We start from the raw sequence: 18,155 nt of genomic DNA on the forward strand, positions 1-18,155 counted from the left end.
ACCCCGGCCAGCCGGTCAGAAAAGAACACACCGACACAGGAGGAACTGGCTCCCATGAGCGAGGTATACACCGTCAAACTCAACCCGGTGGGCGTCGAGTTCGAGGTCGAGGAAGACGAGACCGTCCTCGACGCGGCCTTCCGGCAGGGCATTGCGCTCCCACACGGTTGCAAAGAGGGGCGTTGCGCGGCTTGCAAATGCATCGTCACCGACGGCGAAGTCGAGATGCTGCCCTATTCCACGTTCGCGCTGAACGAGACGGAGCGTGACCAGAACCATGTTCTTCTCTGCCGGAGCCTTATATCGAGCGATATCGAGGTCGACCTCCTCAACTACGACGAGGAGCTGCTCTCAAAATCGATCCCGGTCCGGGACCTCCAAGGGCGTGTCAGCCGCGTCTCGAGTCTGACGCACGACATTCGCCTGCTTGAAATCGAACTTGATCAACCTCTGAAGTTCTGGGCTGGACAGTATGTCGACATCACACTTCCGGGAGCAGAGGAGATTACGCGCTCGTTTTCCATGGCAAATCCGCCGAGCGAAACGCAAAAACTCTCGTTCATCATCAAAAAATATCCCGGCGGCCGATTCTCCTCCCGCCTCGACGGAGAGCTCGACGTCGGAACCCCCGTCGGCGTCAAAGGACCCTACGGAACCTGCTTCCGCCGTGAAAACAGAGGAGGAGCCCTAATCCTCGTTGGGGGTGGTTCGGGGATGTCACCGCTCTGGTCCATCCTTCACGACCACATCGCGAGCGGAGAAGAACGCCCAGTCCATTTCTTCTATGGCGCGCGCACGCAAACGGATCTGTTCTATCTGGATCTGTTCGCCGAGGTGGCGCGGTCCAATCCGCGCTTCACCTTCATACCGGTCCTCTCCCACGCTTCGGACGACGCCGCGTGGCAGGGTGAGCGGGGGTTCGTCCACGAGGTCGTCAACGACCATCTACGTCGTCTCGCTTACGGGGAAGATCTCGACGTGTACGCCTGCGGTCCGGAGCCGATGATCGAGGCACTCACCCCAGTGCTGCAGATGAACGACGTATCTTCGGAGCGGATTTTCTTCGACAAGTTCACACCGGCACGGACGTAACCGGGCCGAACCAAGTCGCCACCAGCGGCGAGTTACCACCGGGAGGACAATGATGACGTTGGAAGCCGCCACACGGAAGTCGGGCGCAGCCGGCTCCGCGATTTTCGCGGACTCGGATAGCCGCAAGTACCGGTATTTCGAACCCAAGGGCAAACGTGCGACCCACTACGAAGACATGACGGTCGACGTACAGCCCGATCCCGAGCGTTACCTACTCCAGAACTGGATCATTTCGTTCGCGGACGGGAAGGGCGCGTACTCGAAGGAGAATACGGCGGCCCTGAGCTCCGACTGGCACGCTTTCCGCGCGCCTGATCAGGAGTGGGAGCGCACGCATTATCAGCGACAGTCGAAGATCGAGGCGATGGTGCAATCCGTGATCGCCAATGGTCGCAAGGCCGGCGCTCCGGCCGCCTTCGACAAGGCCTGGGTGAAGATCCTCCAGAACCATCTCGGCGCATGGAAGCATGTGGAATTCGGGCTGGGCACCGCGCTCATGCAGGCGCAGCGCTACGGCTACACGCAGATGATCAACAACGCGACCCTGACGAACTCGTCCTACAAGCTGCGCCTCGCCCAGGACATCACGCTCTACCTCGCGGAGATCGGGATGGACATCGCCGGGTTCGACGACACGGCGGGTAAGCGGCACTGGCTCGAGGACGGAACTTGGCAGGGCACCCGGGAAGCGGTGGAGGCCATCATGGGCTCGACCGACTACCTGGAGCAGTACTTCGCGACGAACATCGTCTTCGAGCCGCTGGTGGGCGAGCTGTTTCGCAGCGGCTTCCTGATGCAGGTCGCGTCCTCGAACGGGGACTTCATCACGCCGCCGGTGATCTCCGCGGCCGAGGCGGACTACGAGCGCAACCTCGCCAACGCGATCGACCTGTTTCACCTGCTCGCCACGGACGCCGCGCACGCCGAGCACAACCGGACCCTGTTCCGGAGCTGGGTCGACCGGCACGTCGCTTTGGCTCGCAAGGCAGCTGCCGATCTCCAGCCGATCTGGTCACAGCCTCATTCGAAGCCGGCCCAGTTCGCCGACGCGAAAGCGGCGTCCACCGAACGTGTCACCAAGATCCTCGGCGAGCTCGGCCTCGATCTTCCTCAGGAGTAATTGGCATGTCTGTGAATGCACGCAATGCGTCGAACCAGAACATCTTCCAAAAGATGGGGGATCTTTCTTTCGATCAGACGATCTCACACCAGTGCGGTGTTACCATGAACGACAGCGTCGAGGCGCGCGCGATCGCTGAATTCATGGGCCAGAAGCCGGGCGTCACCATCACCCACCAGCCTGCGCTGATCCGCATCGATGGAAACGGCGAACTCGTCTTCAAGATGGACGAGATCAGCGAAATTCTCGGCAAGGAGATGACCGCGGAGATCTTCGAGGTCAACACTTCGACGCACTACGGCAGGATGATCCGCATCGACGACAATACGGTCACGTTGTTCGGCGATATGGAAGCTGCTCTGCAGTACATCGAGTAAACGACGTCGATGGACAGATCGGCCGGCCGCCCACGGGCGGCCGGCGCCTCCCGCCCGAAACATCGGACGCCCGCGGGAGCGGTTGGGGGATCTCGAACCTCAGTTCAGCGGCCCCCTTCTGAATCAACGACACCACCGGGGAAGAAACACACATGCCCAAAGTCCTCCTGCACGATATCGAGGCGCGTCGGGCGCTGGCCCGCGGCGTGGGGAAGCTCGCCGTCGCCGTGGAGTCGACGCTCGGCCCGAAGGGAATGAACGCGATGATCGACCGGCCGATTGGGACGCCGATCGTGTCGCGCGACGGCGTCACGATCGCTTCTGAGATCGAGTTGCCGGACCGGTTTGAGAACATGGGTGCTCAGGTCGTTCGGGAAGTCTCGATGCAGACCAACGAGGTCGCCGGCGACGGAACGACGACGGCGATGGTCCTGGCGAACGGCCTGATCCAGGGCGGCGTCGGGGCCCTGGAGCGGGGCGCCGGAGCGGTCGACCTCTGCAAGGGGATCCACCGTGCCGTAGAGGTGGTCGTCGAAGAATTGCGTCGGTCGGCGGTGCCGGCTCGAGACGGTAAGATGCTGCGGGCAGTCGCGACGATCGCCGCCACGGATCCGAGACTCGGCGCTCTCGTAGCTGAGGCGATCGAACGAGTCGGCAGCACTGGGATTGTTACGTCGGAATATGGGCTCACCACGCAGACGACGTTGGAGGTGACCGAGGGACTCTCGTTTGATCGCGGCTATATCTCTCATCACATGGTCACCGACGTCGAACGGATGGAGGTCGTCCTCGACGACCCGTTCATACTCCTGACCGACCTGAAGATCAGGAGCCCAGAGGAACTCGCCGGGATCCGCGAGGCAGTGACCGGCACCGGACGGCCGCTGGTCATCGTGGCCGAAGAAGTCTCTCCGGAGGTTCTGGTCACGCTTCTCGGGGACGAAAATCGTGGCAAGGTCCTCGTCGTCCATCCGCCGGATTACGGGCATTGGCGCAAGGCCATGATGGACGATCTCGCGATCATCACGGGCGGCAAGGTCGTCGCTCGCGATCTTGGGGGTCGCCTGGAAGAGATGAGCCTGTCCGATCTCGGTTCGGCGGACCGCGTGCGGTCGAGCGCTCGTGAGACCACAATCGTGCGCGGTAGGGGCGACCCAGCGTCGATCGCCGCCCGGCTCGCTCAAGTCACGAGGCAGTACGAATTGGCGCCGCCCAACATCGAGCAAGACAAGCTCAAGGAGCGGTTGGCCAAGCTATCCGGCGGAACGGCCGTGCTGATGGTCGGCGGCGCGACGCCTGTCGAGCAAAAGCGGACCATGCAGTTGATCGACGACGCCGTCAGCGCAACCCGCGCCGCGGCCGAGGAAGGGATCGTCCCCGGCGGTGGTACGGCTTTGGCGCAGTGCGCGCCCGTTCTGGAACGCGCGCTCGGCAACGTTGACGGTGACCTTGGGCGCGGCATTGGCTTGGTCAAAGAGGTCCTGACGCGACCTGCGGCGTTCATCGCACGCAACGCCGGACACGACCCCGGGCGCGTCATCTCGAACCTCACGACAGCGCGCCGCGGTAGCGGTTTCGATGCCGCGACCGGTACGTTCACGGACATGGTCGAGTCTGCCATCGTCGATCCGGTGCGCGTCACCTACACCGCGCTTCGCAACGCGGCCTCCGTCGCGACCCTGGTGCTGACGACCGACACGCTCGTGGCCGAGCTTCCGGAACATGTCGATCCGACAGCGGGCCCCGCTCTCGGCGGTGGCGCGGAGAACCTGGGCCGCGCGTGACATCCCGCAACCGACCATGCGGGCGACCGCCCGTTACAGCGGTCGCCCGGCATAGCTGGCCGAAACTAGTGATGCCTTGTCGTATTCGAGCGGTGCTCTGTAATTGGCGCGAACAACCAGCCGCTCGTCGAGGCGGGGCTGCTGAGGCATCGGGAGGAAACCATGGTGCATATTCTTTCCAGGCAGGATGGGCCGCGGAAGGAGGACGCTGCGATGAAGCGGATCCTCACCGAGAACCGCGGCACGATCGATCAGATCAAGCGGGCTATCACGGGAGGGGGTGCCAGAACGCGTATCATCGAAACTCCGTCACCAGAGGTCACGCGCGCCTACGGGACCCGTCGGAGCGCGGCGGAAAAGAGTGTCACGCCCTACATCCGTCTCAGCCCGAACGGCCGCGTGGTCGTTGCCGACTTCGAGTCCGGCCGGCAACTGCATCACGTGGGCGATCTGCGCGGACCGCGGCAGGCCTTGCGCTTCGTCCTGGCAACCAAGGAGAACGGCTATTTCGCACCGCTCGACGCCGCGGTTGCCGAGCGGCTCGCCGCGTTGGATGGCACCGTCGTCACGGATGCGAACACGGAAGACGGTCTCAAGCGGGAGATCGCCGCGAGGCTCGGTATCGAGGAGTAACATGTCTGGATCCCAGCACGCCGCGCACGCCTGGGCGAGATGGGTGCTCATCCCGTTCGGATATCCTCCGCGTGGCGGCAGCCGCTTGGCGTGACAGCGACGTCCATATGACCAAGCTTCCGTTCAAACCTCCGACCGATCTCGGTCCCGATGCGCAACTGCCGACTGGCCAGGAGCTGGCGTCAGAGCGCGTTTGGGCCGCCGACACGGAGATGCTCCGCGACCGCGACTACGACGAAAAGCGGATCATGCGGGCTTGGGAGCACTTCGTGATTTCGGGTCGGCTCGAGGGCGAGACCGGAATGATCCGGCCTGCGATCCGACACTCCTGGGAGCGCAGCGCCACCCTGGGCGTCGACGCGCACGGGCGCGGTAGCGCGCAGTCGACCTCGAACGACGCGTTGGAGCGGCTTCGCCGCGAGAACGAGGATCTCTTGGTCTCGGCCCGTACCGCCTTCCAGCGGATCACGGAGATCATCGGCGAGACCGGGGCCATGGCGGTGGTCACCGATGCGCAGGGTGTCATTCTCGATGTCGGCGGAAGCCGCCGCACCATCGAGCGTGCGCATGACATTCGTCTGGAAGTTGGGGCCGCCTGGGGGGAGTCAGTCGCCGGCACAAATGGCATCGGTACCGCCCTGTCGACGGGCCGCCCGGTCCACGTTCACGCCGCGGAGCATTTCTGCGAGGGCGTGAAGGCCTGGGCCTGCGTCGGCGTTCCGATCCGCGACCCGCTCGACGGGAGCGTGATCGGTCTCGTCGACCTGTCCGGGCCACAGGGGCTGTTTCACCGCTACAACCTGGCGCTGGTGATGCTCTCGGCCGGGCAGATCCAGCAGATGCTGGTCGAGCGCGCGAACATCGAACGGATCTCTCTTCTGGAAGCGTCTCTCGATCGGGTTCGGCACGTCGGATCGTCGGACGGCATGATTCTGCTCGACCAGTTCGGGCGAGTTCTGCACTTCGACGAGGTCGCCCGCCGACGGTGGCCGACGCTCGGCGCCGGTGCGAACCTCAGAATCGGGGAGCGGCTCGCCAGGTCAGAGACCGGCGCAGTGACCGATCTTGGCTTGCGGCTCCCGGAGCCATTGACCGGCCACAGCTTGGAACCGCTCATGCGCGGCGGCGCGGTGAGAGGCGCGATGTTGGTCCTCGGCGGCAAGCCGCGGCCGAGCGTTGCGGTGCGCATCCCGGAGACGCCGCTCCTCACCGCCGCCAAAGCACGGATCATCGGCAGCAGCGAGCCGCTTCTGCAGGCGGTTGATCGCGTCGTCCGGGCCGCTCGGGGACGCACCGCGATCCTCCTGGAAGGCGAGACCGGTGTCGGCAAGGAGCTCTTCGCCCAGCTTGCCCATACGGTCGGTTCGACCACGGGCCACGAACCTTTCGTCGCCCTCAATTGCGGTGCGATCTCAAAGGATCTGCTCGGCGGCGAACTGTTCGGCCACGCGCCCGGAGCGTTCACGGGTGCGACGCGCGAAGGGCGCGCGGGCCGCTTCGAACAGGCTCACGGCGGCACGCTGAGCCTCGACGAGATCGGCGAGATGCCGCTGGACCTGCAACCCTATCTCCTGCGTGCTCTGGAAGAGCGCGCCGTCACCCGGCTTGGCGATAGCAAGCCGCGCCCCGTCGACGTGCGGCTCGTGGCCTCGACCAACCGCAATCTCAAGCTGGAGGTCGAGCAGGGCCGCTTCCGGCGGGATCTCTTTTACCGGATCAGCGTCGTGCGGATCACGATCCCGCCGCTGCGCCAGCGCTCGGATGACATCGCGGCCCTGATCGAGCACTACAACAGGGAGCTCTCGATCCGGCACGGGTGTCCGCCGCTGCGTTTCGAGCCGGACGTCTTCGCCTTTCTGCAGCGCTACGATTGGCCGGGCAATGTGCGGGAGTTGCGCAACCTGATCGAGGGGTTGGTGCTTCTGTCGAGCGGCGAACCGGTGGGCTTCACGGATCTGCCCGAAGAGATGATCGCCGACACGCCGGCAGGTCGTGATCCTCTCCCACCGGTAGCGTCGCAGCACATAGACGCCGCGCTTCCGACCGATCGCCTGGAGGACGCCAAACGGCGCGCGATCGAGCAGGCCATCGCCGACGCGAACGGAAACGTCTCCGTCGCGGCCAGCCGGCTCGGTGTCGCGCGCAGCACGATCTACCGCCAAATTCACCACCTCAAGGGCAGGCGCCGCTCATGACTACGCCGCCCGGAACGCCGAGCGCCTCAGCCGCGGACGTCGCCACGCGCATTCTCGCTGTCGCGGACCGCGACGTGACGTTCATCCTCAGAATCGTCGGCGAGAGCCAACAGACACTCGTCGACCACTTTCAGAGCTTCATTGAGGAGTCGCTGACCGCGTGCGGCATCGGCTACGGCGATCATCCTCTCCTGCGGCCGTTCGTCGACACACACGCGCGTGAACTGGCCGAGTTCGTTCACAACGGGATCTCTCTTCGACACCGGTTCGGGCTCGGCGACTTTCAGACGACCAACATCACGCCACCCGATCTCCAGCGCGTCGATCTCTGGGATGATCTCCGCTCGCTCATCGAGCAGGCCGAGGCACATTTTGCCGCTTCGCCCCAGGGGCTGCCGGCCATTCTCGCCGAGGTCACGACATTTCAGGAGAGCCGCCGGAAGGACGATGCCGATGCCTGAGGCCTGTCTGACACCTTCGCGGCCGGGACCACGGGACCAGACCGGCTTTTATCCCTACGGACGTCTGCCCGACCGCTTATGCCCGGCCGCCGTTGCGGCGACGCTCCACGAGAGGATCACACGCGATGGCCGAACCGAGCCGAACGCTGGACGATCTCCTGCGGGCCCGCCTCGAACTCTGCGGCCGGATCTCTGCTGCGCAGGCTCAGATGGTGACCTGTCAACAGCTGGCCTTCGGGAACCAGATCGCGGCGCTCGCCGAGCGACGCCAGTCGCCACACGCCGGCGAAGCCGCCGAGACGACTGGGCGCGACGACGGATTTCAGGCGACGATCACCGCGCTCGAGACCGAGATCGACCAACTGGAACGCGAACTCGCGGCTGTCGACCAGCAGATTGCCGCCCAGAGGACGTCCTGATCCACGGCGCGCGAATAGAGCCACTGTCGCTATGAATGCTACGAACCTGATTGATCTGCTCGGACGGCGCTGGGCATTGGGGTCGGCTGTTACCGCGATCGCCCTCGACGCGACGGAGACGACGGCTGCTTTTGCACTGGCCGACGGTGGTCTCGCGCTCGCGCCCGTCGCGGATCCCGACTCGGCTGTCGATCGCTACCACGTCGCGGGCGATACCGGACGGGCAACGATCACGCCCCGCCGCAGCGGCACGGCGCCGATCATCGTCGTGGCAGGGGAGGCGGGACATCGCCACGTCGCTGCGTTCGGTGCCGCGGGCTTCCTCGCCGGCGGCATCTCGGGTGCGCTCAACATCGTCGCGCCGGACGGAAACACCACGCGGCTGGCGAGCGTCGAGCAACCGCTCCGGGCGCTCGCGCAGATGAACGATGGCAGCGTGCTGGTCGCGCTCGGTCAGGCGCTGATGACCGCCGCTCCCGGGGACGCCAGCATCCATCCTCTGCTGCAGAGCGATCGGGCGTCCGCGCCCGTGGCTGCCGCTCCCGGTGGAGACTGGCTGGCACATGGAGGAGTCGGCCTGACGCTCCGCCACGTCACCGACCCTCGCCGTGGCGTCGAGGTCCTAACCGCGCTCGACCCCCAGCGTCTGACCTGGAGTCCGGACGGACGTTGGCTCGCGGCTTCGCTCACCGGCGGTGGGGTCGCGCTGCTGCGCTTTGAGAACGGTCGTGTCCTGCGGACCATCGGTCTCCCGAATTATCCGGCGCCGGTCCGTGCCCTCAGCTGGGACTCGACGTCACGTCTGCTCGCAACCAGCGGCGCCTACCGCATCATCGTCTGGCCCGTCGAACAGTTCGAGACCGAAGTCACGGAACCGCGAAGCCTGCCGACCGGGCGCTCCGGGCTGGCGACGGTGAAGGCCATCGCCGTCCATCCACAACGCGCGCTCATCGCCGCCGCCTACGAGAACGGGATGGTGGTTGTGGCGCCGATCGGGGAGCGCGACGAACTGGTTGTCCGTACGCCGGGTGGAGATCCCGTCACGGAGATGACCTGGTCTCGCGACGGGCAGTCACTCGTCTTCGGCACAGAGGCGGGCGAGGCCAGCATCATCACCTTCCCGCCGCAGCTGTTCAAATGAGCGAAGCGGCCAAGAGGAGACCATCATGTCCCAAGCCGAGACGAAACAACCTGAGAACGACAGCAAGGACGCGTTCTTCCGAGAGATCGCGGAGCTTTCCGAGCGTATGATTGCGGCCCACGGGAAAGAGTTTTCCATGGGCGCGCTCGTGCTCGCCGCGCGCTTCATTGCAGAGAGCAAACCCTTCACGAGAACTCTGCCGGATTTGCAGTGAACGTCGCACCCACAAAGTCCTATTTTGCTACACGCAGAGCATTGACTTGTGGGTATTTTGTCGCTTCACTGTACTATGAAATTGGTAAAACTAAGAACATAGGCAATTGATCCCGTCGGGGTGACGAAAAGTCCAGTATGTATTCTGGTCTTTCTCCGCGGGAGAGAAACCGATCGCGATCGGATCTGGAGTTCAAAGGTTATGCCCGACGAGCCTTATCTGACCACCCGCCAGGGCCATCCGGTCCGCGACAACCAGAGCACCCGCACGGTCGGTGAGCGCGGGCCCGCGACGCTCGAGAACTACCAGTTCATCGAGAAGATCACGCACTTCGATCGCGAGCGCATTCCGGAGCGCGTCGTGCACGCCCGCGGCGCCGGCGCCCACGGCTGGTTCGAGGCCTACGGCAAGATCGGCGACGAGCCGGCCTCCAAGTACACCCGCGCCCGCGTGCTGAACGAGACCGGCGTGAAGACGCCGATGTTCGTGCGCTTCTCCACCGTGGCCGGCGCCAAGGAGAGCCCGGAGACCGAGCGCGACCCGCGCGGCTTCGCGGTGAAGTTCAAGACCGTCGACGGCAATTGGGACCTCGTGGGCAACAACCTCAAGGTCTTCTTCATCCGCGACGCGATCAAGTTCCCCGACATGATCCACGCGTTCAAGCCGGATCCGGTGACGAACCGCCAGGAGGCGTGGCGCTTCTTCGACTTCGTGGCCCAGCACCCCGAGTCGATCCACATGGTGACGCACCTGAAGTCGCCCTGGGGCATCCCGGCCAATTACCGCGAGATGGAAGGCTCGGGCGTCAACACCTACAAGCTGGTCAACGACCAGGGCGAGGCGGTGCTCTGCAAGTTCCACTGGATCCCGAAGCAGGGTGTCCGGAACCTGACCTCGCAGCAGGCGTCCGAGATCCAGGCCAAGGATGTCGGCCACGCGACCCGCGACCTGTACGACAACATCAAGGCCGGCAACTTCCCCGAATGGGAATTCGCCGTGCAGATCATGCCGGACGGCCCGAACGACCACCTGTCGTTCGACCCGCTGGACGACACGAAGCTGTGGCCGGTGGACCAATTCCCGCTGCTGCCCTGCGGCCGGATGGTGCTCGACCGCGTGCCGGACAACTTCTTCGCTGAGGTCGAGCAGTCGGCCTTCGGGACCGGCGTGCTCGTCGACGGCATCGACTTCTCGGACGACAAGATGCTGCAGGGGCGGACGCTGTCCTACTCGGACACGCAGCGCTACCGCGTCGGCGCCAACTACCTCCAACTGCCGATCAATGCGCCGCAGCCCGGCGTGAAGGTCTACTCGAACCAGCGCGACGGTCAGATGGCCTACACGGTCGACGGCACCGGCCCGAACAAGCACATCAACTACGAGCCCTCGACCCTGTCCGAGGGCCTGCGCGAGGCGCCGAAGCCCGCGAAGGACTACCACCAGCCGGTGGAGGGCCGCCTCGGCCGCTACCAGACCTCGCGGACCGAGGACGACTACACCCAGGCCGGTGTGCGCTACCGCTCCTTCGAGGATTGGGAGCGCGAGGACCTGATCGCCAACCTCGTGGCCGACATGAAGCAGTGCCCGGAGCCGATCCAGCTGCGGATGGTCTGGCACTTCTGGCACGCCGACGAGGATTACGGCCGCCGCGTCGCCGAGGGCGCCGGGATCGACCTGGAGAAGGCCAAGGCCCTGCCGCCGCTGCCGGGCCGCGCCGCCCCGGGCAAGCGCCTGCAGGCCGGGACCTACACGGACGGGTCGCAGGCCCACAAGGTCGCCGCAGAATAACCGCGACGGCGACCATGGTGCGATGGTCGCGCGCGATGTGAGGAGCGAGGCCGTAGCTGTCGACTTCGCTCACAATGCCAGGTCGCGGAGGATCCCGGATCGGTTGAAGCGTCAAACAGCGCTAGGTCCGCGATCGTTGTGGAAAAGACGCTTTTGTATTCCAGAAATAAGATGTGAGTTCAAAATGAGCGCCACAGTGTCCGGCGATACCCTATAAGATATCGACGAGATCCGTAGCGAGCCAGTATCGAGACATCCGACGCTCGCGAAGCCAGGGCAATTTCGGCTAAGCGATTTGCGTCTCATAACATGGAGTAATCATGCCCCGGCTTCAGTACGGTCTAGTTCTGGCAACGCTGTTTTGGATCGCATGCGGCTTAACCGAATTCGGATCTGCTCGCGCGCAAGTCGGACAGCCGGTGGCTCAGCTTCCTTCCGGTCAAGTGCTCTTCGAGCGCCAGTGCGCGACGTGCCACTCGATCAACACGACAGATCCTCCGCGGCAGGGGCCGACGTTGTTCGGCGTGATCGGGCGAAAAGCCGGGACGGTGGCCGGCTATCACTACTCGGCCGGCTTCTCCAAGGCCGACTGGACCTGGGACGAGGCGCGCTTGGACCGCTGGCTGACCAACCCGCAGGCGATGATTCCTGGGGCGATCATGCCCTACCGGCAATCCAAGGCCGAGGTTCGATCGGCGATCATCGGCTATCTGAAGGAGCTACACTGACATGGGCACTAAGCTGGTCCATTCGATGATCCGTGTTCTCGACGACATCAAATCGATCGCATTCTATGACCAGGTTCTCGGACTGAAAGTAGCCGACCGGCTCGATTTCGATGGTTTTTCGCTGATCTATCTGCGCAATGAGCTCTCACCATTCGAGCTGGAGTTCACCGTCAATCACGACCGGACGGAGCGGTACCAGCTCGGCGACGGCTACGGCCATTTGGCCGTCACGGTCGACTCGCTCGAGGCTGAGCATGAGCGACTGTCGAGCGCCGGAATCTCGGTCGGGCCCATCCGCGAATTCAAGCACCGCGGCGCCATCCTGGCGCGATTCTTCTTCATCACGGATCCAGATGGATACAAGATCGAAGTGATCGAGCGCGGCGGACGCTTTGTCTAACCATCGACCGCGATTGAAAGGGAGGTCATTATGAGAACAGTCGACCCGCGAAACCGATACAGCCGCCGCTTCCTCCTCAAGGGGATGGCCGCGGGTCTGCCCGCTGCGGCGATCGCCAGCTCTGCGGAGCTGTCAGTATCTGACGCTTGGGCAGAAGACGGCCCACTGGCTCCGCTCACGATGAAAACACTGGTCAAGGTCGCTCGCGATATCTACCCACACGATTTTCTCGGGGACGTCTACTACGTCAATGCCATCAAGCCGTGGAACGGCAAGGCTGCGAGCGATCCGGCGATTAAAACCATGCTCGAAGACGGCGTGCGGCACCTGGATGCCGATGCTCAGAAGCGGCATGGCGTTCCTTACGTCGACGTTGGCTGGGAGGAGCAGCGGGTCAAACTCCTCGAAGGTGTCGAGAAGACCGATTTCTTCAAGAAGCTTCGATCCGATCTGGTCGTGTCGCTCTACAATCAGCACGAGCTTTGGAAGAAGTTCGGCTACGAGGGGCCATCTGCGGACAAGGGCGGTTACATCAACCGCGGATTCAATGACATCGATTGGCTTCCCAAGACCTGAAGCTGGCAGTGGTAGACAAAAAGATACCTAGGGAGGATGATGATGGCCCAGTTTGATCTGAATGACGACGGCGTCGTCGTGATCGTAGGCTCCGGCGCCGGCGGCGGCACGCTCGGCAATGAACTCGCGCAGCGCGGCGTCAAGGTCGTGATGCTGGAAGCCGGTGCGCGCAACGAGATCCAAGACTTCGTAAACGACGAGTGGGAGAGCTTCGCCCAACTCGCGTGGACCGACATGCGGGTCGCGTCCGGCTCGTGGCGCGTCGCGCAGGACTTCCCGAATCTCCCCGCGTGGATCGTGAAATCGGTCGGTGGATCGACCGTTCACTGGGCGGGCGCCTCGCTCCGATTTGACGAACATGAGTTCAAGATCGCGTCGGCCTACGGCGGCGTGAAAGGCGCAAATCTCCTGGACTGGCCCATAATCAAGGCCGACCTCGATCCATGGTACGACAAGGCCGAGACGAAGATGGGGGTGACCCGCACGAACAACATCCCCGGGCTCCCGGGCAACAACAATTTCAAAGTGATGGAGGCCGGCGCGCGCAAACTCGGCTATAAAGAGGTCAGCACCGGGCGCATGGCGATCAACAGTCAGCCGCGCGACGGGCGCGGCTTTTGCCAGCAGATCGGCTTTTGCTTCCAGGGCTGCAAGTCGGGCGCCAAATGGTCGACGCTGTACACGGAGATTCCTCAAGGGGAGGCGACCGGCAACCTCGAGGTTCGGCCCAACAGTCATGTGGCGCGGATCGAGCATGATCGAAGCGGGAAGGTCACGGGGGTCACCTACTTCGACGAAACCGGTGCCCTGCAGCGTCAGAAGGCGCGCGTCGTGTGTGTGGCCGGCAACTCGCTCGAAAGCCCTCGGCTTCTGCTCAACAGTGCCTCATCCCTGTTCCCGAACGGCTTGGCCAACTCGTCGGGTCAGGTCGGGCGCAACTACATGCGCCATATGACCGGTTCCGTGTACGCCACGTTCGAGAAGCCGGTGCACATGTATCGCGGCACCACCATGGCGGGCATCATCCGCGATGAGGCGCGCCACGATCCCTCGCGCGGCTTCAACGGTGGCTACGAGATGGAGACGATCTCGATCGGGCTTCCCTTCATGGCGGCGTTCCTCAACCCGGGAGCCTGGGGCCGCAGCTTCACCAGCGCTCTCGAGACGTATCCTCGCATGGCCGGCATGTGGTTGATTGGGGAGGACATGCCGCAGGAGAGCAACCGCGTCACCCTCGATCCGACGGCAAAGGACAAGCATGGGCTGCCGGTCGCAAACGTTCACTACGACGACCACCCGAACGACATCGCCATGCGCAACCACGCCTACCGGCAGGGTGCGGCCGTCTACGAGGCCGTCGGTGCGACGGTGACGTATCCCACGACGCCCTATCCGAGCACCCACAACATGGGCACCAATCGCATGAGCGCGAACCCGCGCGACGGCGTGGTCAACAAGTTCGGCCGGACGCACGACATCAAGAACCTGTTCATCTCAGACGGCAGCCAGTTCACCTCGGGCGCGGCTTGCAACCCCACGCTCACGATCGTGGCGCTCGCGATCCGGCAGGCCGATCACATCGCCGGCGCGATGCAGAGGCGAGACATCTAAGGCTCGGACGGGCTGCACAGAAGGCCGGAGATGCGCGTCTTTGAGGGGCGCGGCCCACAGGGTGAGCCGCGCCAGCCTCTTCGAGAGAACGTCGGAGCGTGAAGCGGCGAGGAGACCGATATGCAGCGCAGGATGAAGGCGGCGGTGTTCGTGGAGAAGGGCCGGATCGTGCTCGACGAGAAGCCGATCCCGGATATCAGCCCGCAGGACGCGCTGGTCAGGATCACCACGACCACGATCTGCGGAACCGACGTCCACATCCTGAAGGGCGAATATCCCGTCGAGAAGGGCCTGACCATCGGGCACGAGCCAGTCGGCATCATCGAGAAGTTGGGTTCCGGCGTCAGCGGCTTCACGGAGGGACAACGGGTCATCGCCGGCGCCATCACGCCATCCGGCTGGAGCCACGCGTGCCTGTGCGGCTGCGGCGCCCAGGACGGTGCGGGAACCCGGCACGGCTGGAAGGCGATCGGCGGCTGGAAGTTCGGCAATACGATCGATGGCTGCCAGGCCGAATACGTGCGCGTCCCCGACGCGATGGCGAATCTCGCGCCCATCAGCGACAGCGTCAGCGACGAACAAGTCCTGATGTGCCCTGACATCATGTCAACGGGCTTGGCCGGTGCCGAGACCGGGCAGATCAAGATTGGTGACACGGTCGCGGTCTTCGCGCAGGGGCCGATCGGGCTCTGCGCGACGGCGGGTGCGAAGCTCATGGGCGCAACCCGCATCATCGCCGTCGACACGGTCCCGGCGCGCCTGAAGATGGCCAAGCGGATGGGTGCGGACGCCGTTGTGGACTTCAAGGCAGAGGACCCCGTCGCGGCCATCATGCGCCTGACCGACGGGCGCGGCGTCGACGTCGCCATCGAGGCACTCGGCACGCAGCCGACCTTTGAGGCTGCCTTGCGTGTGCTTCGCCCGGGTGGGGTGCTTTCAAGCCTCGGCGTCTATTCGACGGACCTTAAGATCCCGCTGGACGCCTTCTCGGCCGGGCTCGGAGACAAATCGATCCGGACTTCGTTGTGCCCGGGTGGAAAGGAGCGCATGCGCCGCATGCTCGAGGTCGTCACCTCAGGGCGCGCCGATCTATCCGGGCTGGTGACCCATCGCTTCAAACTGGAAGAGATCGAGGACGCCTATGAACTCTTCGCCAATCAGCGCGACGGGGTTCTGAAAGTCGCGATCACGCCCTGATCGTGCATGGCTCACGCGCGGGCGTCGCGATGCCCCCGGGACGGGACCGCCGAAGCGTCCTCCGCACCGGTCCAGCAGGCGCTGTGTCTCCGGGAGGCGGCCTAGGTTCGCCTCTGCCAGCACCGGGAGAGCGCCTCAGAGTATCCGGCCGTGAACGATCCCACCTAAGCTGCTCAGGCGGCTCTGGGTTGAGTTTCCGACCTGTTGGCCGCGGCAAGCTCCGGATCGATGCTCCACAGCACCTCCGCACTTGCCTGATCACAGGTGTTAACATCTTCCCCGCCGTGAAGGCCGGGGATTTTCGGAGACGGTGAGGTCTCGTCCAGTTGACGCTTCGACAGGCTGCTGATGCACACCCTCCACGTCCAGCAACGGTGTGTTCCACCGCCGTTGGATGTTGATCGCCGCGTTGATGTCGGCGTGATCGCAGTGGCCGCAGCTGACGCAGGTGAAGCTCGCTTGACTCTCGCGGCTTCTGGCACCGACTACACCGCAGGCCGCATAGGTCTGCGACGTGAACCGCGCGGGCACAGTGACCGCACTGCCGGAACAGGCCCTCCTGCTCGGGCAGCGGTTCCAGCTTGTAGCGGAAGCCGCGGGCGATGGTCACAATTCGTCTCTATCACCAGGCGCGCATCTCACCAACCCTTCACGCCGCGCCGACGCGCGGCCTCCCCGGCCTGAAGGCCGAGGTTTCAGGGTTCTCCGCCAAAACAACCACGCGCTACACTTGTCGCATTCAGCTACACTGTCGCGTTTTGCAACTTTAGCCGAACCACGTCTCTCCGGACGCTCTGTCCAGGTAAGACAATGTGCTAATCTTACAACAGCTCCATCCGGTGTTATTTTTCCGGATTGACTCGCTTGCGAGCAGCAATAGTCTAGTCTTACAGAACAGATGGTTCGCGCAGCAGCGCCGCCACATAAGAACGAGGGAGGATACTGGCTGAGACCTCGTGTCAGCTGATCTGATCAAGAGGCCTGTCTCAGATCAGGTCGGATCGGCGCGCGAGGCGATCCGTCAGTCGTCTCTGACCTTTGCTGATGGCTGGGACCGGTCGCGCGAGCACCCGCCCAACACTGTCCCCGGCACCGCGCCGTTGCCGGCCCTGCCAACCGCAAATCTGAGGACGACCGATGTCCAGTTCTCGACCTTCCGCGATCTCGCACTCCCCGTCCGAGACAAAACTCGTCTCGACACACATCGACTCGCCTTATCAACGCCCGGCATCAGAACTTGACTAAAGCAGAGATGCCGAATCTAGTGGCGGAATCTTCGACCGCAGCTGCGGGCATCTAACGTGGATCCACGTCAGTTCGGTGAAAAAACCACTGACGCAACTTCGTGACGGGATCAGTCCCGGAGACGATCCGGATCGTGGCGCACTTCTTCCGCAAATCGACCCGGCCGGCCGTTAAGCCGGCCGATCCATGAACTCGGGCTGCCGGCGCGTTCGCGCGGACGGGATCGGCTCGAGCTTGGCCGCCATTGAGGCCGGCCCGCCAGCGCGGCTTCGGCGCGCGAAGACGTTCATCGAACCCAATGAGGATACGCGATGCGGTACACCAGCCTTGTTCTCGCTGCTGCCAGCCTGTTCGCTGCCACGACGGTGGCTGACGCCGCGTCCGTCTCAGAGCCAGGCCAGACGATCGGGCTCGCGGTTGCTACGCCGCTGCCGGACGGCCTCTACTTCATCAATACGTTCAACTTCGGCCGCCGCAGCACGCAACCTGCCCATACCGATCTCGGGCTCAACATTCCCGTCCTAGTCTGGGCTACGCCGCTTCGCATCTTCGACGGGCATTTCGGGCTGATCGTGGCCATGCCCAACATCTGGGTCTCTAGCCCCGGAACGCGCACGCAGGGCGGCCTCACCGACTTTTTTATTTCCGGCATCGTCGCCTGGGATCTGGGCGGAGGCGTCGGCGTCAGCTACCTTTTGGCGGCCTATCTGCCTTCGGGGACTAACCTCGATGCGGAGACGACCACAATCAACCAGCGGTTTGCGATCGGGTACACCGCTGACGGCTACAATCTCGCGGCCAATCTGTATTACGGCACCATCGTCGGGCCGACCACGAAGAATGGAGCCATATATCCGGATTACCTGAACCTCGATTTGACCGCGACGAAACACTTCGGCAAGTGGGAGCTCGGTCCTGTCGCGTTCGGATCGACCGACCTCCCGACGCGGTTTTCCTCGTACCGTTCCCAAGGGCAGTTCGCCGTCGGCGGACTCGTGGGCTACGATTTCGGTCCCTTCACGGTGCAGGCCTATCTCACCCGCGACGTGATCGAGCGGAACTATGGCGGTCGGGACACGCGAGGATGGCTGCGCGTCGTCGCTCCCTTGTATGTTGGTGATCCGGCCCCGGCTACGCCGGCGCCCCTCAGGGCTCGGTACTGAGAGATTGGGCC

At 64.0% G+C, this 18,155-nt stretch carries 18 protein-coding genes; 17 read left to right on the forward strand and 1 reads right to left on the reverse strand.

The window, feature by feature from the left end; all coding sequences use genetic code 11:
* Positions 1-54: 54 nt before the first annotated feature.
* The 16 genes from BM396_RS26730 to BM396_RS26800 all read left to right on the forward strand — a co-directional run bounded on the left by BM396_RS26730 (position 55) and on the right by BM396_RS26800 (position 15,736).
* A complete protein-coding gene (locus BM396_RS26730; RefSeq protein ID WP_043387315.1) occupies positions 55-1,092 on the forward strand; it encodes an NADH:ubiquinone reductase (Na(+)-transporting) subunit F in 1,038 nt (345 codons plus the stop codon).
* Between the two features lie 49 nt (positions 1,093-1,141).
* Positions 1,142-2,212: an aromatic/alkene monooxygenase hydroxylase subunit beta gene (locus BM396_RS26735; RefSeq protein WP_199807263.1), complete on the forward strand. Its 1,071-nt coding sequence runs from the start codon at positions 1,142-1,144 to the stop codon at positions 2,210-2,212.
* Between the two features lie 5 nt (positions 2,213-2,217).
* Positions 2,218-2,589, forward strand: a complete 372-nt coding sequence (locus tag BM396_RS26740; RefSeq protein WP_043387316.1) for an MmoB/DmpM family protein — start codon at positions 2,218-2,220, stop codon at positions 2,587-2,589.
* A 152-nt stretch (positions 2,590-2,741) separates the two neighbouring features.
* A complete protein-coding gene (locus BM396_RS26745) occupies positions 2,742-4,373 on the forward strand; it encodes a molecular chaperone GroEL (protein WP_043387318.1) in 1,632 nt (543 codons plus the stop codon).
* 213 nt (positions 4,374-4,586) lie between these two features.
* On the forward strand, positions 4,587-5,006 hold the full coding sequence (locus BM396_RS32975) for a hypothetical protein (protein ID WP_051976243.1): 420 nt from the start codon (positions 4,587-4,589) through the stop codon (positions 5,004-5,006).
* A 107-nt stretch (positions 5,007-5,113) separates the two neighbouring features.
* A complete protein-coding gene (locus BM396_RS26750; protein WP_051976244.1) occupies positions 5,114-7,201 on the forward strand; it encodes a sigma-54-dependent Fis family transcriptional regulator in 2,088 nt (695 codons plus the stop codon).
* Positions 7,198-7,662 (forward strand): hypothetical protein, encoded by a 465-nt coding sequence (locus BM396_RS26755; RefSeq protein ID WP_043387323.1) that lies wholly within the window; start codon positions 7,198-7,200, stop codon positions 7,660-7,662. The genes BM396_RS26750 and BM396_RS26755 overlap by 4 nt, the downstream gene beginning before the upstream one ends.
* Before the next feature lie 125 nt (positions 7,663-7,787).
* Positions 7,788-8,081 carry a hypothetical protein gene (locus BM396_RS26760; protein WP_043387324.1) on the forward strand — a complete coding sequence of 98 codons (294 nt, stop codon included), beginning with the start codon at positions 7,788-7,790 and terminating at the stop codon, positions 8,079-8,081.
* A gap of 31 nt (positions 8,082-8,112) precedes the next feature.
* Complete coding sequence (locus BM396_RS26765; protein WP_051976245.1) at positions 8,113-9,222, forward strand: WD40 repeat domain-containing protein; 1,110 nt, start codon at positions 8,113-8,115, stop codon at positions 9,220-9,222.
* A 25-nt stretch (positions 9,223-9,247) separates the two neighbouring features.
* Positions 9,248-9,436 carry a hypothetical protein gene (locus BM396_RS26770; protein ID WP_043387326.1) on the forward strand — a complete coding sequence of 63 codons (189 nt, stop codon included), beginning with the start codon at positions 9,248-9,250 and terminating at the stop codon, positions 9,434-9,436.
* 201 nt (positions 9,437-9,637) lie between these two features.
* Positions 9,638-11,224, forward strand: a complete 1,587-nt coding sequence (locus tag BM396_RS26775) for a catalase (protein ID WP_091995066.1) — start codon at positions 9,638-9,640, stop codon at positions 11,222-11,224.
* Between the two features lie 320 nt (positions 11,225-11,544).
* Positions 11,545-11,952 carry a c-type cytochrome gene (locus BM396_RS26780; RefSeq protein WP_081948767.1) on the forward strand — a complete coding sequence of 136 codons (408 nt, stop codon included), beginning with the start codon at positions 11,545-11,547 and terminating at the stop codon, positions 11,950-11,952.
* Between the two features lies 1 nt (position 11,953).
* Positions 11,954-12,352 (forward strand): VOC family protein, encoded by a 399-nt coding sequence (locus tag BM396_RS26785; RefSeq protein WP_043387460.1) that lies wholly within the window; start codon positions 11,954-11,956, stop codon positions 12,350-12,352.
* Between the two features lie 30 nt (positions 12,353-12,382).
* On the forward strand, positions 12,383-12,928 hold the full coding sequence (locus BM396_RS26790) for a gluconate 2-dehydrogenase subunit 3 family protein (protein WP_043387461.1): 546 nt from the start codon (positions 12,383-12,385) through the stop codon (positions 12,926-12,928).
* Between the two features lie 42 nt (positions 12,929-12,970).
* Positions 12,971-14,539, forward strand: coding sequence for a GMC family oxidoreductase (locus BM396_RS26795; protein WP_043387489.1), 1,569 nt, complete (start codon positions 12,971-12,973; stop codon positions 14,537-14,539).
* A gap of 120 nt (positions 14,540-14,659) precedes the next feature.
* Positions 14,660-15,736 carry an NAD(P)-dependent alcohol dehydrogenase gene (locus BM396_RS26800; RefSeq protein ID WP_043387463.1) on the forward strand — a complete coding sequence of 359 codons (1,077 nt, stop codon included), beginning with the start codon at positions 14,660-14,662 and terminating at the stop codon, positions 15,734-15,736.
* 267 nt (positions 15,737-16,003) lie between these two features.
* On the opposite strand, the gene BM396_RS26805 is transcribed toward BM396_RS26800, so the two are convergent.
* Complete coding sequence (locus BM396_RS26805; protein ID WP_081948768.1) at positions 16,004-16,267, reverse strand: zinc ribbon domain-containing protein; 264 nt, start codon at positions 16,265-16,267, stop codon at positions 16,004-16,006.
* Between the two features lie 1,025 nt (positions 16,268-17,292).
* Between BM396_RS26805 and BM396_RS26810 the strand changes: the two genes are divergently transcribed.
* A complete protein-coding gene (locus BM396_RS26810) occupies positions 17,293-18,144 on the forward strand; it encodes a transporter (protein WP_043387465.1) in 852 nt (283 codons plus the stop codon).
* The last annotated feature ends 11 nt before the right edge of the window (positions 18,145-18,155 follow it).

Origin of the sequence: Methylobacterium sp. UNCCL125, assembly GCF_900116795.1 — a bacterium.
In the GTDB taxonomy this organism is placed as follows: domain Bacteria; phylum Pseudomonadota; class Alphaproteobacteria; order Rhizobiales; family Beijerinckiaceae; genus Methylobacterium; species Methylobacterium fujisawaense.